The sequence below is a fragment of the Thalassovita sp. ABM4_323 genome, from assembly GCF_056158665.1.
In genome coordinates this window covers 1244433-1270688 of the sequence record NZ_JBSWTS010000007.1, presented here as the reverse complement: position 1 = coordinate 1270688, position 26256 = coordinate 1244433, and the positions used below count along the sequence as shown (strand labels likewise).

The following is a 26256-nucleotide window of genomic DNA, read 5'->3' as shown; positions in this document are numbered from 1 at the left end:
CCCTGCCAGATTGAAGACCCCGGAGGACCCCATGCCCACCCCTCATGTCCTGATCGCCGGAGGCGGCATCGGCGGCCTGTCCATGGCCTTGACCCTGCAACAGATCGGTGTGCCCTGCACCGTGTTCGAAAGCGTCCGCGAGCTGAAACCGCTGGGTGTGGGCATCAACCTGCAACCCAACGCCGTGCGCGAGCTGTACGACCTGGGGATTGGCGCAGATGATCTGGATACTGTTGGTGTCCCGGCCAAGGAATGGGCGCTGGTCGGTCTGAACGGCAACGATATCTACGCCGAACCGCGCGGCGAGCTGGCCGGCTATAACTGGCCGCAATACGCCGTGCACCGGGGCGAATTCCACATGCTGCTGTACCGCAAATTCGTCGAACGCGCGGGCGCTGATGCTGTGCGTCTTGGCGCTCAGGTCACGGGGTACGAGCAAGACGCAGACGGGGTCACGGCGATCATCCGCCACGCGGATGGCACCGAAAGCCGCGAGACCGGGACGATCCTGATCGGGGCGGATGGCATCCATTCGAACATCCGCGCGCAAATGCACCCTGATCAGCCCCCCATTCATTGGGGCGGCGCCGTAATGTGGCGTGGGACCACGCGGGCGAAGCCTTCGCGCACCGGGTCCTCGTTTCTGGGGCTGGGCACGCATAAACACCGGATGGTGATCTATCCGATCTCGCATCCTGATCCCGACACCGGCGAGGCCGAGATCAACTGGATCGCCGAGGTAACCTATGATGATCCCTCGGCCCACGAAAACACCGGTTGGTTCCGCCAGGTTCAGATCGACGATTTCGCCCATCATTTCGATGGCTGGACCTATGATTGGCTGGATGTGCCCGCGCTGATCCGCGGGGCCTCGGTCGCGTATGAAAACCCGATGATCGACCGCGACCCGATCCCCACCTGGCAGGACGGCAAGGTCGTTCTGATGGGTGATGCGGCCCACGCGATGTACCCTACGGGGTCGAATGGAGCCTCGCAGGCGGTGATCGATGCGCGCACCCTGGCCGCTGAGATGTTGGAGCATGGCGTCACCGAACAGGCGCTGGCCAGCTATGACGCGGCCCTGTGCGGCCCCGTGTCCGAGCTGATCCTGCGCAACCGCGGCGCGGGCCCGTTTGGCCTGCTGAACATGGTGGATGATCGTTGTGGCGGTGAGTTCGACAATATCGACGACGTCATCCCCGCCGACGAACGCGCCGAGTTCATGGCCAAGTACAAGGCCGCCGCCGGTTTCGCGATTGAAAAGCTGAACAATGCCCCCCGCACCATCGCCGAAGGGGCCAAGGTAAAGTCCTAACCCCTAGCGCCAGCTAAAGAAATCGGGGCCCGCCTGTGCCAACATGTCCTTGGCCATGGCGCGGCCCAGCTCGGCCCCGTCCTCGACCGGGCAGGTGCGATCATCCGCGATCACCTCGGATCCGTCCGGGCGCAGCACCTCGCCGCGCAGACGCAGAGTGCCTCCGTCCAATTCGGCCAGACCGGCAATCGGCGTTTCACAAGAGCCATCCAGCGCCTCAAGAAACGCGCGTTCTGCGGCCAAACGTTGACCCGTGACGCCATCATGGATCGCCTCTAGCAGGCCAGCGGTGTTGCTGTCATCCATCCGGCGTTCAATCCCGATCGCGCCTTGCGCCACCGCGGGCAGCATTTCGTCCGGATCAATGGCCGAACGCGCCACATCGGCCATGCCCAACCGGTTCAGACCCGCCATCGCGAGGAAGGTCGCATCGGCCACCCCGTCCTGCAATTTTTTCATCCGGGTCTGCACGTTGCCACGGAACTCGACCACCTTCAGATGCGGGAAACGGTGCAACAGCTGCGCCCGACGACGCAGCGAAGACGAGCCCAGCTCGGCCCCTTCCGGCAGATCGGCCAGCGTCGCGGCGGTTAGCGACACAAAGGCATCGCGCACGTCCTCACGCGGCAGATAGCAATCCAGCACCAGCCCCTCGGGTTGCAGCACCGGCATGTCCTTCATCGAATGCACGGCGATATCGATCCCGCCTTTCAGCATGGATTGTTCAATCTCACGCGTGAACAAGCCCTTGCCACCCAGCGTCTTCAACGGCTGATCCGCATCAATCAAACGCTGGTTGTCGCCGGTGGTGTGAATGACCACGATTTCGAACGCCTCGGGCGGCAGTTCAAACGCCCGCGCCAACCGATCCCGGGTCTCATGCGCCTGCGCCAGGGCAAGCGGCGATCCACGGGTTCCGATCTTCAGGGGCGAGGCGGGGCTGGGCATCGTAAGTGTCATGCGCCAAGCCTTAGTCGCGGCAGGTTGTCCTGACAAGCACCCGATGCTTGACATCTTGTCGCCATAAGGGGACGAACCATTGGAACGAAAGGAAATCCGATGGCCGAACAGAAAAAGATCCTTCGCGCGCTGGCAGGCGAGACGCTGGACACCCCTCCGATCTGGATGATGCGTCAGGCGGGGCGGTACCTGCCCGAATACCGCGCCACGCGTGCGCAGGCCGGGGATTTCCTGTCGCTGTGTTATAATAGCGAACTGGCCGCCGAGGTGACGCTGCAACCGATCCGCCGCTATGGGTTTGACGCGGCCATCCTCTTCGCCGACATCCTGCTGCTGCCCCAGGCTTTGGGCGCCGATCTGTGGTTCGTCACCGGCGAAGGCCCGCGCCTGTCCACCACCACGACCGAAGCCGAACTGGCCGCATTAAAAGACAAAGACGCGATCCACGAGGTGCTGAACCCCATCTACGAGACAGTGAAAATCCTGTCCTCGGAACTGCCCAAGGAAACCACGCTGATCGGGTTCGCCGGCGCGCCCTGGACCGTCGCCACCTATATGATCGCCGGGCGCGGCACCAAGGACCAAGGCCCCGCCCATGCGCTAAAGGCCGAAAACCGCGCCGTGTTCGAGGGCATCCTGGACCTGCTTACCGAGGGCACCATCGAATATCTCAGCAAACAGATCGAGGCGGGCGCCGAGGTGGTCAAACTGTTCGACAGCTGGGCCGGATCGCTGAAAGGCGAGGATTTCAACCGCTACGCCCTGGCCCCCGCGAAAAAAATCATCGCCGCCCTGAAAGAACGCCACCCCGACACGCCCGTCATAGCTTTCCCCCGCGAGGCCGGAGAGAACTATATCGGATTTGCCAAGGCAACCGGCGCAGATTGCGTGGCCGTGGACAACTCGGTCAGCGCTGAATGGGTGGCCCAGAACGTGCAGGTCGATGGTTGCGTCCAAGGCAACCTGGCCTCGTCGCACATGGTCACGGGCGGTCAGGCGCTGGTGGACGAAACCCGCCGCATCGTCAAAGCCCTGTCAAACGGCCCACATATTTTCAACCTGGGCCACGGGATCACCCCTGATGCAGACCCCGAAAATGTGCAGCTTATGATCGACACAGTCAGAAACGGCTAACCCATTGATCCAGAGGAGCAGGCCATTCGGCCTGCACAGGTCTGGCCCTTCGGGCAGATGGGGGGATATCCCCCCATACCCCCTTGGCACGTGATCTAAATGGCACCCAAACCTCTAACCTCGCGCCAATCCCGAGGTTTTTCCCGAAGGGAAAAGCCGAGATATCCTGTGCGCGCTTGCGCGCCCCTTTAGGTCACACCCATTTTGCCAAGGGTGGCAGGCTCATGAGGACCGCATTTGCGTCATGGCCAGTTTCCAGGCCAAACTTGGTCCCCCGGTCGTACACAAGGTTATATTCGGCATAAAGCCCACGATGCACCAACTGGGTGTCCTTGTCGGCCTCTGTCCACGGCGTATCCCGGCGTTTTTCCGTCACGGGAACAAAGGCGGGCAGGAAGGCGCGACCGACGTCCTGAATAAAGGCGAAATCGGCCTCCCAATCCCCCGAGTTGTGATCATCCAGGAAGATACCGCCGACGCCGCGGGCACGGCCGCGATGCGGCACATAGAAATACTCGTCTGCCCAGTCTTTGAAGCGCGGATAAAATCCCGCATCATGCCGATCGCAATGCTCTTTTTGAACGGCGTGAAAGTGGGCTGTGTCCTCGTCGTATTCGATGCAGGGGTTCAGGTCCGAGCCGCCGCCAAACCACCAGGCGTGCGGGGTCCAGAACATGCGGGTGTTCATATGCACCGCCGGTGTGTGCGGGTTTTGCATATGGGCAACCAGGCTGATGCCGCTGGCCCAGAAACGCGGGTCATCCTTCATGCCGGGGATGCCTTTGCGCGCGGCCATGGCGGCTTGGGCGCGCTCGCCCAGTTCGCCATACACAGTCGAGACATTGACCCCGACCTTTTCGAACACGCGGCCGCCACGCATCACGCTCATCAATCCGCCACCTGCGTCGCTGCCGTCCTCTGAGGCACGCTTGGTCTCGGTCACCTCGAACCGGCCCGCGGGTTGGTCGGCGAACGGTCCGGTGCTCTGGCTGTCTTCCAAGGCTTCGAAGCTGGCGACGATTTCGTCGCGCAGGCTGCGGAACCATGCGCTGGCGCGGGCTTTCTGGTCGGCGAATGTGTCGGTCATCTGAGGTCCCTGTCTGGCTTTTCCCCAGACCTAGCAGGCGCGACCCCGTTAGACCACAGGGACCGGGCGCGACATCAATGCGCGGGGGCCGAAACCGGGTCGATCAGCGTTCTGCCACCATCCAGCGTCAGCACCTGACCCGTCATGAAGGCCGAAGCCTCGGACGCCAGATACTGCGCCGAGTGGATCAGCTCGGTGGGCGATGCGATCCGGTGCATCGGAGTGTGACGTTCGATGTCGTTGCGAAAATCCGCGTTGTCCTTCAACTGATCCTTGAGGCTGTGCGACATGACCGAGCCAAAGGCCAGCCCGTTCACACGAATGCGGTGGGGCGCCAATGCCACGGCCAAAGAGCGCGTCATCTGGTCCAACGCTGCCGTCGAGACCGAATAGGCCAGCAGGTCGGGATTGGTGCGACGTCCAGCGATACAGGACAGGTTCACAATGGACCCGGCGGCGCCCTCTTCCTGGTCTTTGGACTGCTTGATCATCCGCTTGGCGACCATCTGGGACAGGCGCAGCGCGTTCAGCAAGTTCTGTTGCAACAGCATTTCAACCGCATCGTCATCGGCGTTCAGCGGGTCCACAGCCACCACCTGACGCGAGGCATTGATCAGGATATCAACGCTGTCAAACGCGTCCAGTGTCGCCGACAGCAGGTTCGCCTGCGTCAGCCGCTCGCGCAGATCCCCGGCAAAATAGCGATAGGGGTTGGTCTCGTCGTTTTCGCCGAACTGGTTGACCAGCCCATCTTCGTCCCGATCCGCGAACATCACATTGGCACCCTTGTCCACGAAATGGCGACCGATGGCCAACCCAATCCCGTTGGCGCCACCGGTAACGATGGCGGTTTTTCCGGCAAGTGAGAATGTCATGAAGACCTCCTGATTCCCTGCGATGAGCCTAGCGAGCCTTAGCACCGCTGACGAGTGGGCCGCGTTGCGTGCAGGATTTTGAACCGTTTGTCGCCGCCGATTTCGTCGACTTGGGTGAAAAGCGCGGCAAGTGCCGCCTCGTAGGGCAGTTGCCGGTTGGCGACAAGCCAAAGCTGACCATTGGGCGCCAGACTAGCCGCCGCTGTTGCAATGAAGGCGCGGCCCAGGTCTGGCTCGGCCGCGCGACCGACGTGGAACGGCGGGTTCATGATCACCGCATCCAGACGAGCCGGCGCGGTCCAGCGCGTGGCATCCGCCCAGTGGAAACTGGCTCGCGCATCCGTCACGTTTTCGCGGGCGCAGTCCAGCGCAGAATGTTCAGCCTCGACCAGGTGCATTTCCTTGATGGCGGGATGGTCCGCCAAAACAGAGGCCGAAAGGTATCCCCAACCCGTCCCCAGATCGGCGATCTTACCGGACAGCTTTTCAGGCAAGTGTTGGATCAGCAACGCCGAGGCCGGATCAATTCCGTCGGCGGAAAACACACCGGGACGGGTCACAAAGCCCTGCACCCGCGCGGGCTGCGCCTGCCAATCGCTGAAATCCGAGGTCGGGGCAAACCAGAACAGCTTGCCGTGGGCCTTGGAAATCGTGCCTTGAATGGCCTCACGCTTTTTCAGCTCTTTCAGGACAAATTCAATACCATCCGTTTTCTGCCCATCCACGATCACCAGGGGCGCGGTTGCAACCTGTGCAATCATCGCGCGGGCCAACGCCTTGGCGCGCGGCAAAATGACCATCGCGGCTGCGGCCTCGACCGGCTGGGTCTGACACTGAAACCCGCGCGCGGTGAAGGCATCCACATCCGGCTTGAACCCGCTGACCAGCACCAACCGATCCTTGGGCAGGTCAGACAAATCCATGTCCGCGCGCGGACCATAGACGGCGATCGTGCCTGTGGAAGGCAGCGCTAATCCGGCCTCAAGCGCCAGGGACAAACGGGAATGTGTCATGTGTCAGGACAGAAAGACCGGGCGGGCGGTCATTCTTTCTCCATCGTGCATTGCAACGGATGCTGGTGACGGCGGGCGAAATCCATCACCTGTGTCACCTTGGTCTCGGCGATTTCGTGGCTAAAGACGCCAACCACGGCCAGGCCCTTTTTGTGGACGGTCAGCATGATTTCAAACGCCTGCGCGTGGGACATGCCAAAGAATCGCTCCAGCACATGCACCACGAATTCCATCGGCGTGTAGTCGTCATTCAACAACATCACCTTATACAGCGGCGGGCGCTTGGTTTTCGGGCGTGTTTTCAGGGCGACAGCGGGGTCGCCGCCATCAAACTCATCTTCCGACATTGTCACAGTCCACTGTGCCATCATCCAAACTCGTCCGGTTTGACCAATCATACTTTGAAGGGTCTATATAACCTCTGTGCGCCACAAGGAAAGAGGGCGAACCGGTGACAAGGAGATAAGGTTGCCCAAACTGACCACCATTGGCTTTGATGCGGATGACACGCTTTGGCACAACGAGCGTTTTTTCCGCATGACCCAGGACCGATTCGCAGACCTGCTGCGCGAGTATTGCGAGCCTGATCATTTGATGGAACGGTTACTAGAAGCTGAAAAACGTAATATTTCTCATTACGGCTTTGGCATCAAAGGCTTTGTTTTGTCGATGATCGAAACCGCGCTGGATGTAACCGAAGAACGCGTTCCTGGCCATGTGATCCGTGCGCTGGTCGACGCAGGGCAGGACATGCTGCAACATCCAATCGAGCTGTTGCCACACGCGCAACGCGCCGTCGAGGCCGTTGCCGAAACCCATCGCGTGTTGTTGATCACCAAGGGCGATCTTTTGGATCAGGAACGCAAGCTGGCGCAATCCGGGCTGGGCGAGCTGTTCGACGGGGTCGAAATCGTCTCGGACAAGACGCGCCCAGTCTATGAGGGGATTTTTCACAGACACGGACATGGGGCGAGCGCCGGCATGATGATCGGCAATTCGATGAAGTCTGATGTTGTGCCCATGGTGCAGGCGGGCGGCTGGGGCGTGCACGTGCCGCACGGCCTGGAATGGGAGATCGAAAAGGCCGATCCACCGAAAAATGCGGCTCAATTCGTGCAGCTTGACGATCTCAGCGGGCTGCGCGCCATCGTGGATCGGATCGAGCACAAAACCTGACCCTCGCATCGGCTGAATTTGGCCGACAAAATTCGCCAAATCAGCCCCTTGGGGTCGCGCCCCTGACAGCCGCAATATCTTGGATATCCGCGTGACGCGAATGGCCAAATCGTTAGAAATGAATACTTTATTCGCTGAAATTGATGTGCTAGCGTTGCATTAATAATCAAGATGCCGACTGAAAAATCAGCGGCGCGAGGCAGAAAAGGCAGTGTCCGTGGAACATCGGCATGTACAGCTGACCCTTATGGGTCTGCTCTCCATTCTATTGGTGGGATTGATGAGTCTCGCGCCCATGGGCGCGCGCGCGGCGCCTTATGCGGCAATGGTGATGGATGCACGCACTGGCAAAGTGCTGCATGCTTCGAACGCCGATACGCGTCTGCATCCGGCCTCTCTGACCAAAATGATGACCCTGTACATCGCCTTCGAAGCGGTGGAGCGCGGCGAGATTTCGCTGGATACGATGGTCAAAGTCTCGCGCAATGCCGCTGCCGAGCCCCCTTCGGAACTGGGGCTGGCTGCGGGGCAACGGATCAAGCTGCGCTATCTGATCCGGGCGGCTGCGATCAAATCCGCGAATGATGCGGCGACGGCGATTGGCGAGGCGATCTCGGGGTCCGAAGCAGCCTTTGCCCGCCGTATGAACCGCACGGCCAAGTCGATGGGAATGACCCGCACCACCTTCAAGAACGCGCATGGCCTGACCCGCGATGGCCACCTGTCCACCGCGCGCGATATGACGATCCTGGGGCGGCATGTGCTGTATGACTACCCCCAATATTACAACCTGTTCAGCCGCCGCTCGACACATGCCGGGCTGCGCACGGTCAAGAACACCAACCGGAAATTCCTGAACGCCTATCGCGGGGCCGATGGGATCAAAACCGGGTATACACGCGCCGCCGGGTTCAATCTGGTGGCCTCGGCCGAGCGCGGCAACGAGCGTATCATCGCCACTGTCTTTGGAGGTCGTTCAACCGCGACCCGCAACGCCAAGGTGGCCGAGCTGCTGGATCTGGGCTTCCGCCGTGCCCCCAGCCGCGCCACGGTTCGCAAACCCTCGCGTCCTGCCTATGTGGGCAATACCGCACCCAAGGGCGCTGCGGGCAAAACCATTCGACTGGTCACCGCCGTTAAGAAAAGCCTGCGCCCCAAGATGCGGCCGGGCACCCAGCCCCCCGTTTTGGTCGCGGTCAAGGATGACATCAGCGACGTGCTGAAGGAAACCATCGGCAAAGAGACCGCCCCCGCCGCTGTCCCCAAGACCATGCCGGCGAACAAATCCGTCAAGCCGCGCCAGCGCCCCGAGGACCTGCTGTTGGCTAGCACGGGCGAACCCACCGCCGTCGACGAGCTGGTGGCCGAGGTCATCGCCGAAGAGCAACGCCGCGAGGTCGTTACCCGTCTGTCCACCTCGGGCGGGCGCCATTGGGGCATCAATGTGGGGCGCTATCCCAGCCGGTATGCCGCCGAAAAGGTGCTGGTGAAAACTGCCCTGGCCGAGATGGCCACGCTGGACGGCAGCCTGCGCAAAGTGGTGAATCGCAAAGGCGGGTTTGATGCGAATTTCATGGGTCTGACCCGCGAAAGCGCCGATCTGGCCTGCCGCCGCCTGCAAGCACGGCAAGTCACTTGTTTCATGATCGGGCCGGGCTGATCCCTCGCCTGCCTCGAAACGCAAAAGGCCACCCTTATGGGTGGCCTTTTTGTTTGCGCGGATCACGGTTTGGGGCGGTCGTCCCATTCGTTTGACAGGATGCGCTGGCTGTTGCCCTCGGGGTCGTCATATTGGTCCGAGCGCACCGTGTAGACAAACGCCAGCAGCCCCACGCCGCCCATGACGATCGAGATCGGGATCAGGTAAGACAGGACTTCCATGGCGGGTTACCTCAGGCGCAATGCGTTCAACGACACTGTAATGGAACTTGTGGACATGGCCAAGGCCGCCACAAGCGGGGTAGCCAGGCCAATAATTGCAATCGGCACGGCAATCACGTTGTACAGCGTTGCGATCTGGAAATTCTCGCGGATGCGTTTGGTGGCTGACTGCGCCGTTTCCAGCGCATCGGCAATCGGGGACAGATCTCCGCCCAGCAGCACGATATCCGAGGCCACCCGCGCCGCATCCAGTGCCGACGCCGGGGAAATCGAGACATCCGCCGCTGCCAGCGCCGCCGTGTCATTCAGCCCATCGCCGACCATCAGCACATGCTTGCCCTGCTTGGAGAGGTGCTGAATACGGGCGGCCTTGTCAGCGGGCAGCGCCTCGGCCATCCAGTGCTGAATGCCCAGACGGTTGGCCAGATCCTCGACCGCGCGGGTGGCATCGCCCGAGATCAGGATGACCTCTTTGTCCGCATCAATCAGCGCGCGCACGGCCTCTTCGGCCCCATCCCGCAAGCGGTCGGTAAAGGTGAAGGCTTGCGGTGTCTCACCAGCCACGGACAACCAGGCCGAGGTCGTCTCGGTCGAGGTGGCCCCGACCCAGGCCGCACGGCCCAGACGGACGCGCTGCCCCATCCACAGGCCCTCGGTGCCATAACCCGGGACCTCGGTGATCTGATCAACACGGGCGGGTTTCACACCAGCCTCGCGCGCCGCACGGGTCAGCGATTGCGACAGCGGATGCGAAGACCCCTCGGCCAAGGCCAGCGCAATCTCGAGATCACGGGTGGAATGATCACCCAGATTGGTCAGCTCGGGCGTGCCTGCGGTCAGGGTGCCGGTTTTGTCGAAGACAACGGTATCGACCTTGGCCAGACGCTCCAGCGCGGTGGAATGCTTGATCAGCATCCCCTTGCGGAACAGCCGCCCCGAGGCCGCAGTGGTCACGGCCGGAACCGCCAAACCCAGCGCACAGGGGCAGGTGATGATCAAAACGGCAGCAGCAATGTTCAGCGCGGTGCGCACGTCCCACGTATACAGCCACCAGCCCACAAAGCTAAGCGCCGACAGGATGTGCACGCCGGGGGCATAGAGCTTGGCAGCACTATCCGCCAACGATGTATAGCGCGAACGGCCCGATTCAGCGATCGCCACCAGATCGGCCATTTGATGCAACGAGGTATCCTTGCCCACAGCCGTCGCACGGATGATCAGCGGGCCGGTCAGGTTCACCTCGCCCGCAGAAACGCCCTGCCCCGGCTGCGCCAGAACCGGCAGAGTTTCCCCGGTCAACAACGAACGATCCACCTCGGACGTGCCCTCGGTGACATCACCGTCCACAGGCATCCGCCCACCGGGACGCACTAGAATCAGATCGCCGACCGATACTTCGGACACCGGCACCTGCACCTCTTCTCCGTCACGGATCAGGATGGCGCGGGGGACCTCAAGCGCGGCCAGTTCTTCGGCGGCGGATCGGGCAATCGCGCGGGTCCGGTAATCCAGATACCGCCCAGCCAGCAGGAAAAACGTCAGCGTCAGCGCGGCGTCAAAATAGGCATGGTGGCCCGAAAGCGAGGTTTCCCACAGCGACGTGACCAGCGCCAACACGATGGCCAGCACGATCGGCACGTCCATATTCAGGCGCTGGTGCTTCAGCGCGCCCCAGGCGCTTTTAAAAAATGGCACACCCGAGAACGCAATGGTCGGCAGCGTTATCGCCGCCGAAATCCAGTGGAACATATCCCGCGTGGCGTCCGCGGCCCCGGCCCAGACGGACACGGACAGCAGCATCACGTTCATCGAGGCAAAGCCCGCCACTGCCAGCCGCATCAGCAGATCGCGACCCGTTTTGTCGGTCTGTGTGGCGCTCAGCGCGCCTGCGTCCAGCTCGTGCGCCTCGTACCCGACACGCTCCAGCACGCCGATCAGATCCTCGGGCATCACATCTGCATCCGCCTCGACCTGGACGCGTTTCAGCGTCAGGTTCACGCGAGCCGATTGGACACCCGGGGCCTTGGCCAGCGCGCTTTCGACGGTCGAGATACAGGCCGCACAATGCACCGCCGGAACCGACAACGCGATCCGGGCCTCCTGAGGCGCGTCCAGTTCAGCCAAAGCCTCGGAGGCCGGAGCCGCAGCGCAGGCCGGACAAGCTGACGGGGTTGGGCGCATTGTGGCGGTCATGGGAAAGCCCTTATTTAACGTGCAAAATCACGCGTTGAACGAATTCAGTTCCGTCCTCGGCGATGGCCTTCATGCGGATGTTCCAGTTGCCATCCGCCAGGTCGATCTGCGCGACATGGGCCTGACCGTTGAAGGTAAACGCGGGCTCGACATCCTCGGCGATCGAGGTGGCGCGCCCCACAATCGCGTGCAGCTCTTTGGGGACGACCGGCGTGCCATTCTCGTCATTGATGTTCAGGTACAGCGTGCCCTTCAGATGCACCGCGGTGACGGTCCAGCCCAGGGCCTCTTGCGCGGCCTTGCGCTCGTTGAACTCTTGGCTGGCCACATACGAGTTTTTCACCTCAAGACCCGGGAACGTGCTGACGGCGCTAAAGGCCATGTACACATTGACCGCAATGATCAGCCCAAAGGCGGCGGCGAAGCCCAGAAAGACGTGCCGACCGGTGATCTGACGCTCTGTCATCAGTTTTTCCTTCCGTGGAATACGGTGTCCTTATACGCGCGATCACCGTTCGAGTTGTCCTCGACCCAAATCCGCAGATCCACACGTTCGCTTTCTGCCGGGGTCGTCCCTTTGGGAGCCATAACATAGACCCGCTGCAACTTCATCGAGTCCGCAGGCACCGTAACCGACGCGTAGGGCGTGCCTTCGAGTTTGATATACAGTGAGGGATCCCCTTTGACCGACAGCTTGAACGGGCGGTCCTCGCCATGCTTGTTGCGCAGGCGCACATCATACGTGTTGCGAATGGTGCCATCCGACAATGTCACATAAGTCGGGTTGCGCACCGGGGCGACCGTCAGGTCAATCTCTGTCCGCATGAACAGGGCGACGACCAAGGCCACACCCACCAGCGACCACAGCGAGGTATACAGAATGGTGCGCGGGCGGAAAATGTGCTTCCAAACCGATTTGGGCGGATTGCCGGCGCGCTCGGCAGCCTCGTCCGTCAGGGCCATATAGTCGATCAGACCGCGCGGTTTGCCCACCTTGTCCATGATCTCGTCACAGGCGTCGATACACAGGGCGCAGGTGATGCATTCCAACTGCTGGCCATCGCGAATGTCGATCCCCACCGGGCAAACGTTCACACAGGCCATACAGTCGATGCAATCGCCCAGATTCTCGGCGCCCTCTTTTTTGCGGTGTTTGCCGCGCGGCTCGCCCCGCCAGCTGCGATAGCCCACCACCAACGAGTCTTCGTCCAGCATCGCGGCCTGAATACGCGGCCAGGGGCAGGCATAGATACAAATCTGCTCGCGCGCGAAGCCCCCAAAAAAGAAAGTCGTCAGCGTCAGCACCAGAATAGTCGAATAGGCGATCGGGTGCGCGCTCATGGTGAACAGGTCCACCAACAGCGTTGGCGCGTCGGTGAAATAGAACACCCATGCGCCGCCTGTCGCCAATGCGATCAATAGCCAGACCACCCATTTGGTGACGCGCAGGCGGGCCTTGCGGAAATCCAGCTTTTTCTGACGGTGCAGTCGCAACCGGGCGTTCCGGTCGCCCTCAATCCAGCGTTCCACCAGAATAAAAAGGTCCGTCCACACGGTCTGAGGGCAGGCATAGCCACACCAAACGCGCCCAAGCGCCGAGGTAAACAGGAACAAGCCCAGCCCCGCCATCACCAAAAGGCCGGCAACAAAGTAAAACTCGTGCGGCCAGATCTCGATCATGAAGAAGAAGAAACGGCGGTTGGCCAAGTCAACCAGTACCGCCTGATCCGACAAGGCCGGACCACGGTCCCAACGAATCCAAGGGGTTAGATAGTAGATCCCCAGTGTGACCGCCATGATCCACCATTTCAGATTGCGGAACTTTCCGCTCACACGGCGCGGAAATACGGGCTCGCGGGCGGCATACAGGCTCGGCGGGGTTTCGGGTTCGGTTTGCGACACGGAATCACTCCGTTAATTGGCTACGGGTCGCGCTGTTTTCCCAGTCTTATGCCTCTGCGGCTTTGACCTGCATCAAATCTGCATCTTTCATTCATCTATTTGTGAAAACGTCTTGGCCTGACGCCGGATCCAACGCGCAAATACGCGCAACGCCGCACGTTTAGGCCCCGGGCGCGTCACCAGGTAATAGCCTTTGCCCTGCTTATCCTGATGAAGCACGCGCAGACGACCAGAATTGATCTCGGGCAGCACAATCGCACGGGCAACAACCGCCGCTGCCTGCCCTGTTCGCGCGGCCTCGATCACCATGTTTCCGGGCAAAGAGGTAATGCCCGCCCGTGCCTCTGGCCCGACCCCATGCGCGGCCAGGTAATCCGTCGCTTCGTTCGTGCCCAGTTCCTGAACCCAGGGCATTCGATTGAGGGTATCTGGCGTGACCGGCCCAGCCCCGATCAGTTCGGGCGCGGCAACGACCACAATGGGCGACGGGACAATCAGATCCGTTTCCAGACCGGGCTGATGGCCATCGCAATACCGTAGCGCAGCATCAATACCCCCCGGTTCCAGCGTCTGAATCTCGGCCGTGGGGTTGATCATCAGATCGACGTTTGGGTGATGTATCCGGAAATCCGCCAACCGAGGCAGCAGCCAATTGCTGGCAAATGACGACGTGGCCGAAATCCTGAGCGGACGGTCCTCTTCTTGCCGGGTCATTTCCGTGATGGCCGCTTCTATCTGACCAAATCCCTGCTCCAAGGCCCGCGCCAGACCAAGCCCCTGGGGGGTGAACTGCACCCGCCGGCCAGAACGATCCAACAAGGGCAGCCCCAGATGCGACTCGAGCGTTTTGATCTGCTGACTGACAGCGGCATGGCTGACATTCAACGCCTCGCCCGCCAGAGCCATCGTTCCGGTCTGATACAGCGCCAAAAAGGCCCGCAACGCGTTCAGAGGAGGGAAACGCATCCAATCCATTTGTTAGATTATCTTACCTATAAGAATATTTTCCGATCTGATGAAAGCGCACCAACCTCATTAAAACAAGGGCTATCTTTCCAATACAGGAGACACCCCATGCTTTCAATCTATGCGAATTCTTTCATGATTGCCACCCGCACTGACCCGTTTCATACCTCCCAAACACCCGCCCCGCGCCGCGACCAGTTTCGGGGTGTTCCGACTCGGGCGCGAAAAAAATCTCTGTGGCACCTGCTTAGATTTTGACGCCCACGATCCCCCCGTGCATAGTTTTCCCCGGAGCAGGAGACATCGGGCCATTCGCCCGAAAACAAGACGACACGGGGGGAATACGTGACCCAATCCGCGGCCAAACTGGCCCATGACGACACCGAACGCACCTCACTGACAAATTCCGAAGTGACCGCAATCGCGCACCTTTACCGGGGCGAGGTCTATCGCAGCACGATCTGGCGCACACGACTGGACACGACGACCAACTGGGCCGTGGTGACGCTGGGGGTGGCATTGTCCATCTCATTTGCATCGCCCGACGCCTCGCCCTTGCCATTGGTCCTGGTCGGGGTGCTGATCATCTTTTTCCTGATGCAAGAGGCCCGACGCTATCGATATTTCAACGTCTGGCGGGCGCGCGCGCGGTGGATGGAGACGCATTTCTATGCGCCCATGCTGTATGACGGCGATCTGCACATGGAAGAAAACTGGCAGAAAACGCTGTCCGAAGACTATATGCACCCCAAGTATCACGTCAGCATGATGACCGCGATCGGGCGACGCATCCGGCGCAATTATCTGTGGATTCTGGTGATTCAATCGCTGGCCTTCGCGGGCAAGCTGGCGGTGCATCCCACACCGGTCGAATCAATCGATCAAGCCTTTCGCCGCGCAGATGTCGGCCCCCTACCCGGCGAGGTGATCGTTCTTTTTGGCATCCTGTACATGGTCAGCTGGGCAGGAATTGCGCTCTGGAGCGACCAAAACGACAAAAAACGTGCACGCGGACGCGGCACGGATAGTTCAATGGGTTGATTTTCGGGACAGGTGCCTAAATTAATTGGCACCGGCCTTCCAGGAAACGCGCGAACAGGACGGAAGGGCCGGTGCCGAACCCAGGGACGCGGGAAACGCCCCTAGGTGTTCTTTGTGCGAGGTTACTCGCCGCCGCCCAGCTGGTGGACGTACGCGGAAACCGCGCGGATCTGTGCCTCGGTCAGACGGGTGTTCCAGTTGGGCATCACGCCATAGCGCGAGTTGGTCACCGTGTCTTTGATAGCGTCGTAGCTACCACCATACAGCCAGATAGCATCAGACAGATTCGGTGCACCTTGATCTCGATCACCTGAGCCATCTTCTGCGTGGCAAGATGCACATTCATCTTCGAATACGGTGGCGCCAGCGGCAACCATTGACGCATCCATCGGCTCGCCCGACAGCGACATGACGTAGTTCACGACCTGATCAATCTGTTCGGGCTCCAGCAATTCGTCTGCACCGAAGGCAGGCATTTCCGACAGGCGGGCCTCTTCTTCGGGGTCATCCTCGTTGCGGATACCGTGGGTGATGGTGAAGTGGATATCCTCGATGGAACCACCCCACAGCCAGTCGTCGTCCAGCAGGCTGGGATAGCCAACCGCACCAGCCGCACCGGAACCGTGACACTGGGCGCACCAGGTCTTGAACACAGCGGCACCGGCGGAAACGGCATAGCCGTTCAGCTCGGCGTCATCCGCGATCGAGGCCAGCTCGACCGACGCCAGTCGATCATTGATCGGACCCAGTTTTTCGTTATTGGCTGCGATATCAGCCGCAACGTTGCCACGGGTCGACCAGCCCAGGACACCCGCAGTTGCGCTGCTGATGCCCGGCCATGCCGGATAGGCAATGGTGTAGATCACACCCCAGAAGATACAGGCGTAGAAGGTCCACAGCCACCAACGCGGCAGGGGGTTATTGAGTTCTTCAATCCCGTCCCATTCGTGGCCCGTCGTGCCCACATCTTTGGTTTCATTTGGTTTCTTAGCCATGTCTCACGCCTCCTTGGCGTCACCGCCGCGGGCGGCGGGTTTGTCTTCGTGCCGGAAGGGGATGTCGGCGACGTCGCTGTAGACCTTCGAGGAACCGGGACGGAAGGCGAAGACCACCACCCCGATAAAGAAGGCAAACAGAGCCATCAGCATCCAGCTGTCCGCGAACTCACGCAGGAAAGAATAGGTTTCCATATTGGGTCCCTCCTTTACCGGCTTGCGTCCGGGGTGAAGGTCGAGAAATCAACCAACGTGCCCAGCATCTGAAGATAGGCGACCAGAGCATCAGCTTCGGAAATTCCGGGCTGACCGTCGAAGTTGCGCACTTGCACGTTCTCGCCGTAGCGCTCTAGCAGGCCATCGTAATCGCTGTCCGGATCAGCCTGAGCGGTAAAGTCCGCCTGGGCGCTGGCCAGCATTTCCTCGGTGTAAGGCACACCAACGAACGAGTTCACCTTCATGCTGTCGCCAATGTACTTGCCATCGATCAGCTTGTTCTCGAGGAAGCCATATTTCGGCATCACGGATTCAGGCACAACCGATTGCGGATCGCGCAGGTGGTCGACGTGCCACTCGTCCGAGTAGCGGCCGCCCACACGGGCCAGATCAGGACCGGTCCGTTTCGACCCCCATTGGAAGGGGTGGTCGTACTGCGATTCAGCCGCCAGCGAGTAGTGGCCATACCGTTCAACCTCGTCCCGCATCGGACGGATCATCTGGCTGTGGCAGACATAGCACCCTTCGCGGATGTAAATGTCACGACCAGCCAGCTCCAGCGGGGTGTAGGGGCGCATGCCCTCTACATCCTCGATGGTGTTTTCCAGCCAGAACAGCGGTGCGATTTGCACGATGCCGCCGATAGTGACCACAAGGAAGGCAAAGATCGTCAGAAGCGTTACGTTCTTCTCGAGGATCGCGTGTTTATCAAGAATTGCCATTGTCTATGGTCCCTTCTTATTCGGCCGGGACAGCAGAGTTGTCAGCTTCAACAGCCGGGCTCCGCTTGATGGTCATGAACAGGTTGTAGCACATGATGACCGCACCCAGCAGGAACAGGATCCCGCCCGTGCCGCGCACCACGTACATCGGCAGTTTCGCAGCAACGGTGTCAGCGAACGAGTTCACCAGGAAGCCGTTTGCATCCACTTCACGCCACATCAGGCCTTCCATGATGCCGGTCACCCACATGGATGCGGCGTACAGGATGATGCCGATGGTCGCGAGCCAGAAGTGCCAGGACACCAGGCTCAGGCTGTACAGGCGTTCCTTGTTCCACAGTTTGGGAACCAGGAAGTACAGAGCACCAAAGGTGATCATGCCGTTCCAACCCAGCGCGCCCGAGTGCACGTGACCGATGGTCCAGTCAGTGTAGTGGCTCAGCGAGTTCACTGCGCGGATCGACATCATCGGACCTTCGAAGGTCGACATGCCGTAGAAGCCAACCGAAATCACCATCATACGGATGATCGGATCGGTGCGCAGCTTGTCCCAAGCACCCGACAGGGTCATCAGGCCGTTGATCATGCCACCCCAGCTGGGCATCCACAGCACAACCGAGAACACCATGCCCAGGGTCGAGGCCCAGTCAGGCAGCGCGGTGTAGTGCAGGTGGTGCGGACCAGCCCAGATATAGATGAAGATCAGCGCCCAGAAGTGGATGATCGACAGCTTGTACGAGTAAACCGGACGTTCAGCCTGTTTCGGTACAAAGTAATACATCATGCCCAGGAAGCCCGATGTCAGGAAGAAGCCCACAGCGTTGTGGCCGTACCACCACTGGGTCATGGCGTCTTGGACACCAGCAAAGACCTGGATGGATTTCGAACCGAAGACCGAGACCGGGATCGACAGGTTGTTCACCACGTGCAGCATGGCCACGGTGATGATGAACGACAGGAAGAACCAGTTTGCCACGTAGATGTGCGGCTCTTTCCGTTTGACGATCGTGCCCAGGAAGACGGCCAGATATGCCAGCCAGACGATGGTCAGCCACCAGTCAACGTACCATTCGGGTTCTGCGTATTCCTTGCCCTGGGTTGCCCCCAGGATATAGCCGGTTGCGGCCAGAACGATCACCAGCTGGTACCCCCAGAACACGAACCAGGCCAGGTTGCCGCCCCAAAGGCGCGCCGCCGAAGTACGCTGAACAACGTAGAACGAAGTCGCGATCAAAGCGTTGCCACCAAAGGCAAAAATCACTGCGGAGGTGTGCAGCGGGCGCAGTTTGCCAAAGTTCAGATACCCTTGGGCCCAATCGAAATTGAGCATCGGGAATGCCAACTGAAATGCGATGAATGTCCCTGCCAGGAAGCCAACGACCCCCCACAAGGCGGTTGCGATGACGCCGTAGCGGACGACACCGTCTAGATATTCGTTTTGTGGTGCGGGTTTGGCGTCCTCGCCAGTGTTCCGCAGCACATACAGGAACGTGACACCGGCGGCCAAGGCCACGGTTATCGCGTTCACCAAGTATGCCACGTCACGCGCATAGTTGGCCGCGATCAGCGCCAGCAGCGCGATCAGACCAAGCGCGATCAGCTTGATGTAATTTACCATTTTGCGTCCCTTCGTCTCTGACCTGCACAATTCGTATGCCGCACAGGCGGTTCCAGACTGGGCGTTTAATGCGGTTCGCGCCCCCGTCTTGCCTTGATCTGTGTCAAAACTCGGGCGGGCATTCTTTGACCCGTGTCAAAGTGCCCACGAAAACCGCGCACTAGGGTCATGTCAGAGCGGGCAAATGGATTGGAGTGTCTCATGGCCTATAAAAGTCTTTTCACGGTTCTGACGGATTCCGACTTCGTAGAACCTGTTTTGGAACAAAGCGTTGCGATCGCCGCAGCGCATGATGCGCATCTGGACGTGCTGTGCCTGGGGGTCGATCGGACCCAGGCCGGGTACTATTACTCGGGTGCGAATGCGATGGTGTTGCAGGAAACGATCTCGCGGGCACAAGACGAAGCCCAAGAGGTCGAGAATATGGCCAAAGCCTATCTGGCCAAGACCGAAATTCGCTGGGGTACGGATGGAGGCGTGGCACAGATGGCCGACCTCAGCCGGCATGTGTCTGCGCATGCCCGGTTTTCGGATATGGTGATCCTGCCCCAGCCCTATGGCGAAAACCACGGCGCCGAGATGGAGCCCGTGCTGGAGGCCTCGCTGTTCGATGGAAAGGTCCCGGTGCTGACGATCCCGGATGGCAAACCGCCGATGAGCAAGGCCAAGACCATCTCGATCGCCTGGAACGAAAGCAACGAATTGCTGGCCGCTGTGCGCGCCGCGATGCCCTATTTGCAAGCGGCCGATGCCGTTCATGTGGTCGTGATTGACCCGCCAACGCATGGCCCCAACCGGTCAGACCCGGGCGGGCTGTTGTCGCAATACCTGGCACGTCAGGGTGTGCGTGCCGAAATCGACGTGCTGGCCAAAACCATGCCGCGCGTCTCGGACGTGTTGCTGCGTCACGCGGCCGACACCAAGACGGATCTGGTGGTGATGGGCGCCTATGGCCATTCGCGGTTCCGCGAGGCCATTCTGGGCGGGGCGACCCGCTATATGCTGGAGCAGACCGAACTGCCGGTGCTGATGGCGCACTAAATGAAAGGGGACGCCGCGTGGCGTCCCCAATTCCCCAAGGGCCTTGTCTGCGAGTCAGGCGAACATCCCGCCATCGCTGTCATCCCCCGCCTCGTCCATCAAGCGACCCAGGTCCGGCACGGTCACATGGCGCTTGCCTTCGAGGATGATCACACCATCCCGTTTCAGCGCAGAAATCTGACGCGAGACGGTCTCGAGCGTCAAACCCAGGTAATCAGCCATCGCTTCGCGGGTCAGCGGCAGATCAAACACAACCTTGCCTTCGGCCGCCTTCAAATGCAGCGACGCATCCCGGCGCGCGATGATCGACAACAGCGAGGCAATCTTCTCGCGCGCGGTTTTCCGTCCCAGCACAAGCATCCATTCCCGCGCGGCATCCAGTTCGTCCAGGGTCATTTCCAGAAGGCGCTGCGCAATATGGGGCGTTTGCTCCATCATCTGTTCAAACGGCTTCTTGCGGAAACAGCACATGACCAAATCCGTCGTGGCAACAACATCATAGGCCGCCCCATCGCGCCCCGGGCGCCCGACAAAATCACTGGGCAGCAGCAGGCCGACCATCTGGGTGCGCCCGTCCTCCATGGTCTGGGTCAGCGTCGCGATCCCTGAAACCACCGAGCCTACAAAATCCATCTTGTCCCCGGACCAGATCACCGTCTGACCCGCTTCAAAGCTGCGATAGTATTTGATCTCTTCCAGCTGCACCAATTCATCGGTGTCACACCGCGCGCATACAGCTTTGTGACGAATCGGGCATTCACCACAATGATGATTGCGGGCTAAGGTGTCTTCCTGCAGCATGAGTCGAACCGTTTCGCGCTTGATCTGGGTCAATGTTGACCCTTCCTGTTTCCACTAGAGGCTAGGCCTATGGAAACGAAAACGCAACTTGCAAAACTGGGGCTGTTTGACGCGAAGGTACCTCGTTACACGAGTTACCCAACGGCGCCGCATTTCTCGAATAATGTCTCAGGGTCCGATTTTTCTAATTGGATCAAAGAGATAAATCCCGGGTCAGATATATCCCTCTATCTGCATGTGCCTTTTTGTCGCCGTCTGTGCTGGTTCTGCGCCTGCCGGACACAAGGCACGCAATCCGAAGCCCCGGTTCGCGCCTATGTGGAAACGCTGAAATCAGAATTGGAAATTTTCAAACGCGACCTGCCCGAGGGTGTGACTCTCAACAGGTTGCATTGGGGTGGGGGCACGCCCACGCTGCTGTCTGCGGAAATGATGACCGACCTGGCCGAAGCGGTGCACGATGTGGCGCCCTTTGCACAGAATTATGAATTCTCGGTTGAAATCGACCCCAACGAGATCGACGACACCCGTCTCAGCGCCCTGGCCGCCGCCGGGATGAACCGCGCGTCGATCGGTGTGCAGGATTTTGACCCGGATATTCAGCAAACCATCGGCCGCCTGCAAAGCTTTGATGTCACCCGGGACGCGATCGAGGCGATCCGCGGCCATGGTGTCTATAGCCTGAACGCGGACATCCTGTTCGGCCTGCCCAACCAATCCAAAGAGCGCATCACCGAAAGCGTGCAAAAACTGCTGTCGCTGAACCCGGACCGGGTGGCGCTGTATGGCTATGCACATGTGCCCTGGATGGCCAAACGCCAGCAAATGATCCCGTCAGATGCGCTGCCCACCCCCGAGGAGCGGCTGGAACTGTTCGAAACCGCCCGGCGCCTGTTCGTCTGGGACAATTACGCGGAAATCGGCATCGACCATTTCGCCACGCAGTCCGACGGGCTGACCATCGCCCAGAAAATCGGCAAGCTGCGCCGAAATTTCCAAGGCTATACCGACGATACCTCGGACGTTCTGGTCGGTATCGGCGCCTCGTCCATTTCGCGCTTCCCGCAGGGATACGCGCAAAATGCCCCCAGCACCGGCGCACATACTGCCGCAATTCGCGACGGGCACTATTCGACAGCGCGCGGACACGCCTTCAGCAACCAAGACCGCCTGCGCTCTCGCATCATCGAAATGCTGATGTGCGACTTTGCCACCAATGATGCCGAGATACGGGACAGCTTTGGCCTGTCTCAGGACCAGCTGAACGCCCTGTATGCCCCCGCGCGGGCCGAGTTCGCCTCGATGCTGGAACACAACAGCAAGGGGCTCTACATCCCGGTCGAGGCCCGTCCCCTGACCCGAATGATCGCGCGCGCCTTCGATGTGTATGACCTCAGCAAAGCCGGGCACTCATCCGCCATTTAAGGTGCGCCCGGGCGCCTGCTTTTTCTTGGCAAAAATACCCAAATCCGACAGCTGTTTCAGACGCTGACGTCTTGTTCAGGCGTTCCCGTCCCGAAAATCCAGGCCCATTTCTGAATAGCGCTCGGCCTCTTCTTGCCAGTTCTCGCGCACTTTTACCTGCAAGAACAGATGGATGCGGCGGCCCAGAAATTCTTCCAGCTCGGCGCGCGCGGCTTGACTGACGGCCTTGATGGTCTCGCCTCGTTTGCCCAGAACGATGCCTTTGTGCCCGTCCCGCTGTACATAGATTATCTGATCGACCCGGGCCGAGCCATCCTTGCGCTCTTCCCATTTCTCGGTTTCGACCGTCATCTGATACGGCAATTCCTGATGCAGGCGCAGGGTCAGTTTCTCGCGTGTCATTTCAGCGGCGATCATGCGCATGGGCAGGTCGGCAATCTGGTCCTCGGGATATAACCACGGGCCCTCGGGCAGTTCACCCGCCAACCATTTGCGCAGATCCTCGACCCCATGGCCTTTTTCGGCCGAGATCATAAAGGTCTGCACAAAGTTGAACCGCGCGTTCAGATCCTGGGACAGCGCCAGCAGATCCTCGGCCTTGACCCGGTCGATTTTGTTGATGGCCAGAGCGATGCGACGCTCGCCCAGATCGGCCAGGCCCTCCAGAATACGTTCAACGCCTTCGGTGACACCGCGATGCGCCTCGATCAGCAACACGATAACATCCGCATCCGCCGCCCCGCCCCAGGCTGCGGCCACCATCGCGCGATCCAGTCGGCGGCGCGGGCGGAACAGGCCTGGCGTGTCCACGAACACGATCTGGCTGTCGCCCTCCATCGCGACACCGCGAATACGCGCGCGTGTCGTCTGCACCTTGTGCGTCACGATCGAGACCTTCGCCCCCACCATCCGGTTGGTCAGCGTGGACTTGCCAGCGTTCGGCTCTCCGATCAGGGCCACAAAGCCCGCGCGCGTGGTCATGGGTATCTCTCCTTGGATCAAGGTCAGCGGCATAGCGCAATTCGCCCGGGGCTGCTAGCCCGCTTTGCTTTGACGGCGCAGGGAATACAGCCCACTTGCCACGATCACAGCCCCGCCCAGCAGCGTCAAGTTGTCGGGGCGCTCTTCGAACACCACAACGGCCAGAATCAGCGCGAAAACCAACCGCGTATAGCGAAAGGGCGCGACAAATCCGATTTCGCCCATCCGCATGGCCCGCGTCAGGGCGCCATATGCCAGCACGCCAAACAACGCTGTTCCAACCAATCGCACCAGAGCCTGGGGCGGCGGAACAGCCAGCGGGGTCTCTGTTGCGAGGGACAGAACCACTCCGGCCAACGCCACCACGGCAAAGCCCAGCGTGCCCAATTGTGCCGTGGACATGCTGGGCGGGCTGGCCCGTGTGGCCAGATCGCGCCCGGCAAAGCCAATCATGCCGAGCACCGCAAAGATCGAATAGGGTTCGAAACTGGCTGGGGTCGGGCGCAGGATCAGCAACACCCCGATGAACCCCAGGATCATCGCGCCCCAACGGCGCCATCCGACCGATTCCCCGAACACAAACACCGCGCCCAAAGCGACAACCAAAGGCGTCGCCTGCAAGATCGACGAGGTACTGGCCAGCGGGGTCAGCGCCAGCGACAAGGCAAAGAACAAACGCCCGCCAAGTTCGAAGACCGAGCGCAAAATCAATGAGCGTGTCAGGATGGCCGGGTGCCAGATCGGCTCGCGCTGGGTCAACGATAGCGCCGCAAAAAAGATCATACCGAAGACGCCAAACAGCACCAATGCCTGTCCGGCCGGATAGATCTGGCTGGCGGATTTATACAGCATGTCCTCGACGGCAAAAGCGGCCATGGCCAGCACCATGAACCCCGCCCCGCGAAGATTGTCGCGCTCCAAAGCCTAGCTTCCGTCCGCTGACAACAGAGCCAGCAATTCCTTGGCCGCGGCCTGTTCGGCCTGACGTTTGGAATTGGCTGTGGCCTCGGCCTGCTGACCCGATTGCAGCGTCACAGAAACCGTGAACACCGGCGCATGATCGGGGCCACTACGGTGCTTTTCCAGGTATTTCGGAGGCTGCTGGCCGCGCGCCTGGGCCCATTCCTGCAAACTGGTCTTGGCGTCACGGGCGTCAGCCTTGACCGTGTCCACGCGCTGCCCCCACAGGCGCAGCACCAGGTCTTTGGCGGTTTCAAACCCGGCGTCCAGATAGACAGCGGCGATCACCGCCTCCATCGCGTCGCCCAGCAACGCCTGTTTGCGGCGCCCCCCCGACATCATCTCGGATCGGCCCAAACGCAGCACCGCGCCCAGATCGATCTGACGGGCGACATCGACGCAGGCCTCTTTGCGGACCAGTGTGTTGAATTGCGGTGCCAGCTTGCCTTCGGAGGCGGATTTATCACGCGCCAGCAAGGCCTCGGCCATCACAAGGCCCAGAACGCGGTCACCTAGAAATTCCAGTCGCTGATTGTCTTGCCGAGTGGGCGAGGACACGGACGAATGGGTCAATGCGCGCACCAGCAGCTCGGGCCGCGCAAAGCTGTGCCCAATCCGGCCTTCAAAGGCCTTTAACTCTGCCGAGAGCTTCACTCGATCCCCACAAGGAAGCGATCACCACGCCATGTCCAGAAGGCGAACAGCGAGCGACCCGCCGACGAGAACATGATGCGATCCGCGCGACCGATCAGGTTTTCCAGAGGCACGAAACCTACACCGCCCACGGTCTGAGGTACGCGGCTGTCGGTCGAGTTATCCCGGTTGTCCCCAAGGAAGAAATAGTGGCCAGCCGGCACCGTGTAGATCCCGGTATGGTCCGATTGCTGATCGGTGATGTTCAGGATCGAATGCTCCACCCCGTTGGGCAGCGTTTCGATCTGGCGCGATTTTTGGCAGGTGCCGCCGGTGCCCACGGGGCCGTTCTCACAGCGCGGGCGCAGACGTTGCGGGCCCTGGGCATCCGCGACCTCTTCGAATACGCCGCCGTCACGCACCTCGACCGCCTTGCCGTTCAGGTGCAAACGCCCATTGCGCATCTGGACCACATCCCCGGGCAGACCGATCAGGCGTTTCACATAGTCAGCGCCCGTAACGGGATGGCGGAACACGATAACATCCCCACGTTCAGGTTCCCCCCCAAGGAAGCGCTTGTTGTCCCCATCCAGGAAACCACAAATGTCCTTGGCGTCGATATCCAGCCCAAACGTGCGGATGCTGGGGCACGAGGCGTAAGAATAGCCATAGACCATCTTGTTCACGAACAGGAAATCCCCGATCAGCAACGTGTCCTTCATCGACCCGGACGGAATCCAGAACGGTTGGAAAAACACGGTGCGGAAAACGCCGGCAATCAGCAGCGCATAGACAATGGTTTTGATGGTCTCGACCAGACCACTGTCTTTCTTTTCCTTCTTCGCCATCGGGGCAAACTCCTGAAAATCTGTTGCTGGCTACATGCGGGGCTGCGCCATAGGTGTCAAGACATGGGTCTTATGTCAGGGGACGCGCCTCGATCACCACAAAGGCCTGTGCCCAGGGGTGATCATCGGTCAGGGTAACGTGAATGATGGCCTCGTGGCCTGGCGGGGTCATTTCTTTCAACCGCTCCGACGCCCACCCCGTGACCTCCATCACCGGCTGGCCCGTGCGCAGGTTGCTGACGGCCATGTCTTTCCAGCTGATGCCCATGCGCAGACCGGTTCCAAGCGCTTTCGAGCACGCCTCTTTCGCGGCCCAGCGTTTGGCGTAGGTGCCCGCCACGTCCTTGCGCCGTTCGGCCTTGCGCTGTTCGGTTTCGGTGAACACACGGTTGCGAAACCTGTCTCCGAACCGGTCCAGCGTGCCGGCAATGCGGTCGATATTGGCCAGATCTGTGCCGATGCCCAGGATCATG

Annotated in this window: 27 protein-coding genes; 7 read left to right on the top strand and 20 right to left on the bottom strand. The window is 60.5% G+C overall.

The features are described from left to right. The first annotated feature begins 31 nt into the window (after positions 1-31). Positions 32-1315, top strand: coding sequence for a flavin-dependent oxidoreductase (locus tag ACXADQ_RS08665; protein ID WP_475318937.1), 1284 nt, complete (start codon positions 32-34; stop codon positions 1313-1315). 3 nt (positions 1316-1318) lie between these two features. Here the strand turns inward: ACXADQ_RS08665 and hemC are convergent, their stop codons facing one another. Next, positions 1319-2275, bottom strand: a complete 957-nt coding sequence (hemC, locus tag ACXADQ_RS08660) for a hydroxymethylbilane synthase (protein WP_475318932.1) — start codon at positions 2273-2275, stop codon at positions 1319-1321. Between the two features lie 99 nt (positions 2276-2374). Between hemC and hemE the strand changes: the two genes are divergently transcribed. Next, positions 2375-3409 carry a uroporphyrinogen decarboxylase gene (gene hemE, locus ACXADQ_RS08655; RefSeq protein WP_475318925.1) on the top strand — a complete coding sequence of 345 codons (1035 nt, stop codon included), beginning with the start codon at positions 2375-2377 and terminating at the stop codon, positions 3407-3409. Between the two features lie 193 nt (positions 3410-3602). Here hemE and hemF read toward each other — a convergent pair whose 3' ends face one another. The 4 genes from hemF to clpS form a co-directional block, all read right to left on the bottom strand. Further along, a complete protein-coding gene (gene hemF / locus ACXADQ_RS08650) occupies positions 3603-4496 on the bottom strand; it encodes an oxygen-dependent coproporphyrinogen oxidase (RefSeq protein WP_475318920.1) in 894 nt (297 codons plus the stop codon). A gap of 74 nt (positions 4497-4570) precedes the next feature. Next, entirely contained in the window at positions 4571-5371 is an 801-nt protein-coding gene (locus ACXADQ_RS08645) for an SDR family NAD(P)-dependent oxidoreductase (protein WP_475318917.1), read from the bottom strand. 38 nt (positions 5372-5409) lie between these two features. Beyond that, positions 5410-6384: a class I SAM-dependent methyltransferase gene (locus tag ACXADQ_RS08640; RefSeq protein WP_475318913.1), complete on the bottom strand. Its 975-nt coding sequence runs from the start codon at positions 6382-6384 to the stop codon at positions 5410-5412. A gap of 29 nt (positions 6385-6413) precedes the next feature. Continuing rightward, on the bottom strand, positions 6414-6731 hold the full coding sequence (clpS, locus tag ACXADQ_RS08635) for an ATP-dependent Clp protease adapter ClpS (protein ID WP_475318910.1): 318 nt from the start codon (positions 6729-6731) through the stop codon (positions 6414-6416). Between the two features lie 130 nt (positions 6732-6861). On the opposite strand from clpS, the gene ACXADQ_RS08630 reads away from it, so the two are divergent. Together ACXADQ_RS08630 and ACXADQ_RS08625 are read left to right on the top strand one after the other, a co-directional pair. Further along, a complete protein-coding gene (locus tag ACXADQ_RS08630) occupies positions 6862-7560 on the top strand; it encodes an HAD family hydrolase (RefSeq protein WP_475326057.1) in 699 nt (232 codons plus the stop codon). 280 nt (positions 7561-7840) lie between these two features. Continuing rightward, a complete protein-coding gene (locus ACXADQ_RS08625; protein WP_475318907.1) occupies positions 7841-9220 on the top strand; it encodes a D-alanyl-D-alanine carboxypeptidase family protein in 1380 nt (459 codons plus the stop codon). A gap of 62 nt (positions 9221-9282) precedes the next feature. Here ACXADQ_RS08625 and ccoS read toward each other — a convergent pair whose 3' ends face one another. The 5 genes from ccoS to ACXADQ_RS08600 all read right to left on the bottom strand — a co-directional run bounded on the left by ccoS (position 9283) and on the right by ACXADQ_RS08600 (position 14502). Next, entirely contained in the window at positions 9283-9441 is a 159-nt protein-coding gene (gene ccoS / locus ACXADQ_RS08620; protein WP_475318902.1) for a cbb3-type cytochrome oxidase assembly protein CcoS, read from the bottom strand. A 6-nt stretch (positions 9442-9447) separates the two neighbouring features. Then, entirely contained in the window at positions 9448-11634 is a 2187-nt protein-coding gene (locus ACXADQ_RS08615) for a heavy metal translocating P-type ATPase (RefSeq protein ID WP_475318898.1), read from the bottom strand. A gap of 10 nt (positions 11635-11644) precedes the next feature. Next, the gene (locus ACXADQ_RS08610) at positions 11645-12100 is read right to left on the bottom strand and encodes a FixH family protein (RefSeq protein WP_475318893.1); all 456 of its coding nucleotides are present in this window, start codon (positions 12098-12100) and stop codon (positions 11645-11647) included. Continuing rightward, positions 12100-13536, bottom strand: a complete 1437-nt coding sequence (ccoG, locus tag ACXADQ_RS08605) for a cytochrome c oxidase accessory protein CcoG (RefSeq protein WP_475318891.1) — start codon at positions 13534-13536, stop codon at positions 12100-12102. The genes ACXADQ_RS08610 and ccoG overlap by 1 nt, the downstream gene beginning before the upstream one ends. Positions 13537-13623: 87 nt before the next feature. Beyond that, entirely contained in the window at positions 13624-14502 is an 879-nt protein-coding gene (locus ACXADQ_RS08600; RefSeq protein WP_475318888.1) for a LysR family transcriptional regulator, read from the bottom strand. A gap of 411 nt (positions 14503-14913) precedes the next feature. On the opposite strand from ACXADQ_RS08600, the gene ACXADQ_RS08595 reads away from it, so the two are divergent. Further along, positions 14914-15543 carry a DUF2270 domain-containing protein gene (locus tag ACXADQ_RS08595; RefSeq protein WP_475326056.1) on the top strand — a complete coding sequence of 210 codons (630 nt, stop codon included), beginning with the start codon at positions 14914-14916 and terminating at the stop codon, positions 15541-15543. Between the two features lie 122 nt (positions 15544-15665). On the opposite strand, the gene ccoP is transcribed toward ACXADQ_RS08595, so the two are convergent. The 4 genes from ccoP to ccoN are packed head-to-tail and all read right to left on the bottom strand — an operon-like array spanning position 15666 to position 19094. Then, the gene (ccoP, locus tag ACXADQ_RS08590) at positions 15666-16538 is read right to left on the bottom strand and encodes a cytochrome-c oxidase, cbb3-type subunit III (RefSeq protein ID WP_475318884.1); all 873 of its coding nucleotides are present in this window, start codon (positions 16536-16538) and stop codon (positions 15666-15668) included. Positions 16539-16541: 3 nt separating this feature from the next. Continuing rightward, positions 16542-16733 (bottom strand): cbb3-type cytochrome c oxidase subunit 3, encoded by a 192-nt coding sequence (locus tag ACXADQ_RS08585; RefSeq protein ID WP_475318878.1) that lies wholly within the window; start codon positions 16731-16733, stop codon positions 16542-16544. A gap of 14 nt (positions 16734-16747) precedes the next feature. Beyond that, on the bottom strand, positions 16748-17476 hold the full coding sequence (gene ccoO / locus ACXADQ_RS08580; RefSeq protein WP_475318873.1) for a cytochrome-c oxidase, cbb3-type subunit II: 729 nt from the start codon (positions 17474-17476) through the stop codon (positions 16748-16750). Positions 17477-17492: 16 nt separating this feature from the next. Next, on the bottom strand, positions 17493-19094 hold the full coding sequence (ccoN, locus tag ACXADQ_RS08575) for a cytochrome-c oxidase, cbb3-type subunit I (RefSeq protein WP_475318870.1): 1602 nt from the start codon (positions 19092-19094) through the stop codon (positions 17493-17495). Positions 19095-19295: 201 nt separating this feature from the next. On the opposite strand from ccoN, the gene ACXADQ_RS08570 reads away from it, so the two are divergent. After that, a complete protein-coding gene (locus ACXADQ_RS08570) occupies positions 19296-20135 on the top strand; it encodes a universal stress protein (protein WP_475318865.1) in 840 nt (279 codons plus the stop codon). 54 nt (positions 20136-20189) lie between these two features. Here ACXADQ_RS08570 and fnrL read toward each other — a convergent pair whose 3' ends face one another. Next, positions 20190-20936 carry a transcriptional regulator FnrL gene (gene fnrL, locus ACXADQ_RS08565; RefSeq protein WP_475326055.1) on the bottom strand — a complete coding sequence of 249 codons (747 nt, stop codon included), beginning with the start codon at positions 20934-20936 and terminating at the stop codon, positions 20190-20192. Positions 20937-21005: 69 nt separating this feature from the next. Between fnrL and hemN the strand changes: the two genes are divergently transcribed. Then, on the top strand, positions 21006-22361 hold the full coding sequence (gene hemN / locus ACXADQ_RS08560; protein WP_475318859.1) for an oxygen-independent coproporphyrinogen III oxidase: 1356 nt from the start codon (positions 21006-21008) through the stop codon (positions 22359-22361). A gap of 75 nt (positions 22362-22436) precedes the next feature. Here hemN and era read toward each other — a convergent pair whose 3' ends face one another. The 5 genes from era to acpS all read right to left on the bottom strand — a co-directional run bounded on the left by era (position 22437) and on the right by acpS (position 26255). Further along, entirely contained in the window at positions 22437-23342 is a 906-nt protein-coding gene (gene era, locus ACXADQ_RS08555; RefSeq protein WP_475318853.1) for a GTPase Era, read from the bottom strand. Positions 23343-23396: 54 nt separating this feature from the next. Beyond that, positions 23397-24263: a DMT family transporter gene (locus tag ACXADQ_RS08550; RefSeq protein WP_475318848.1), complete on the bottom strand. Its 867-nt coding sequence runs from the start codon at positions 24261-24263 to the stop codon at positions 23397-23399. A gap of 3 nt (positions 24264-24266) precedes the next feature. Continuing rightward, a complete protein-coding gene (rnc, locus tag ACXADQ_RS08545; RefSeq protein WP_475318845.1) occupies positions 24267-24956 on the bottom strand; it encodes a ribonuclease III in 690 nt (229 codons plus the stop codon). Next, positions 24953-25783 carry a signal peptidase I gene (gene lepB / locus ACXADQ_RS08540; protein ID WP_475318842.1) on the bottom strand — a complete coding sequence of 277 codons (831 nt, stop codon included), beginning with the start codon at positions 25781-25783 and terminating at the stop codon, positions 24953-24955. The genes rnc and lepB overlap by 4 nt, the downstream gene beginning before the upstream one ends. A gap of 70 nt (positions 25784-25853) precedes the next feature. Next, a complete protein-coding gene (gene acpS, locus ACXADQ_RS08535) occupies positions 25854-26255 on the bottom strand; it encodes a holo-ACP synthase (RefSeq protein ID WP_475318836.1) in 402 nt (133 codons plus the stop codon). Between the last annotated feature and the right edge of the window lies 1 nt (position 26256).

Excerpts from the sequence above, each read along its gene's own strand:
- ACXADQ_RS08610 (WP_475318893.1), bottom strand. The coding sequence starts at position 12,100 with ATGACAGAGCGTCAGATCACCGGTCGGCACGTCTTTCTGGGCTTCGCC.
- era (WP_475318853.1), bottom strand. The coding sequence starts at position 23,342 with ATGACCACGCGCGCGGGCTTTGTGGCCCTGATCGGAGAGCCGAACGCT.
- ACXADQ_RS08585 (WP_475318878.1), bottom strand. The coding sequence starts at position 16,733 with ATGGAAACCTATTCTTTCCTGCGTGAGTTCGCGGACAGCTGGATGCTG.
- ccoO (WP_475318873.1), bottom strand. The coding sequence starts at position 17,476 with ATGGCAATTCTTGATAAACACGCGATCCTCGAGAAGAACGTAACGCTT.
- ACXADQ_RS08665 (WP_475318937.1), top strand. The coding sequence starts at position 32 with ATGCCCACCCCTCATGTCCTGATCGCCGGAGGCGGCATCGGCGGCCTG.
- ccoP (WP_475318884.1), bottom strand. The coding sequence starts at position 16,538 with ATGGCTAAGAAACCAAATGAAACCAAAGATGTGGGCACGACGGGCCAC.
- hemN (WP_475318859.1), top strand. The coding sequence starts at position 21,006 with ATGGAAACGAAAACGCAACTTGCAAAACTGGGGCTGTTTGACGCGAAG.
- ccoS (WP_475318902.1), bottom strand. The coding sequence starts at position 9,441 with ATGGAAGTCCTGTCTTACCTGATCCCGATCTCGATCGTCATGGGCGGC.
- hemF (WP_475318920.1), bottom strand. The coding sequence starts at position 4,496 with ATGACCGACACATTCGCCGACCAGAAAGCCCGCGCCAGCGCATGGTTC.
- ACXADQ_RS08600 (WP_475318888.1), bottom strand. The coding sequence starts at position 14,502 with ATGCGTTTCCCTCCTCTGAACGCGTTGCGGGCCTTTTTGGCGCTGTAT.
- ccoN (WP_475318870.1), bottom strand. The coding sequence starts at position 19,094 with ATGGTAAATTACATCAAGCTGATCGCGCTTGGTCTGATCGCGCTGCTG.
- hemE (WP_475318925.1), top strand. The coding sequence starts at position 2,375 with ATGGCCGAACAGAAAAAGATCCTTCGCGCGCTGGCAGGCGAGACGCTG.
- ACXADQ_RS08625 (WP_475318907.1), top strand. The coding sequence starts at position 7,841 with ATGAGTCTCGCGCCCATGGGCGCGCGCGCGGCGCCTTATGCGGCAATG.
- ACXADQ_RS08640 (WP_475318913.1), bottom strand. The coding sequence starts at position 6,384 with ATGACACATTCCCGTTTGTCCCTGGCGCTTGAGGCCGGATTAGCGCTG.
- ACXADQ_RS08645 (WP_475318917.1), bottom strand. The coding sequence starts at position 5,371 with ATGACATTCTCACTTGCCGGAAAAACCGCCATCGTTACCGGTGGCGCC.
- lepB (WP_475318842.1), bottom strand. The coding sequence starts at position 25,783 with ATGGCGAAGAAGGAAAAGAAAGACAGTGGTCTGGTCGAGACCATCAAA.
- ACXADQ_RS08615 (WP_475318898.1), bottom strand. The coding sequence starts at position 11,634 with ATGACCGCCACAATGCGCCCAACCCCGTCAGCTTGTCCGGCCTGCGCT.
- ACXADQ_RS08570 (WP_475318865.1), top strand. The coding sequence starts at position 19,296 with ATGGCCTATAAAAGTCTTTTCACGGTTCTGACGGATTCCGACTTCGTA.
- clpS (WP_475318910.1), bottom strand. The coding sequence starts at position 6,731 with ATGTCGGAAGATGAGTTTGATGGCGGCGACCCCGCTGTCGCCCTGAAA.
- fnrL (WP_475326055.1), bottom strand. The coding sequence starts at position 20,936 with ATGCTGCAGGAAGACACCTTAGCCCGCAATCATCATTGTGGTGAATGC.
- acpS (WP_475318836.1), bottom strand. The coding sequence starts at position 26,255 with ATGATCCTGGGCATCGGCACAGATCTGGCCAATATCGACCGCATTGCC.
- hemC (WP_475318932.1), bottom strand. The coding sequence starts at position 2,275 with ATGACACTTACGATGCCCAGCCCCGCCTCGCCCCTGAAGATCGGAACC.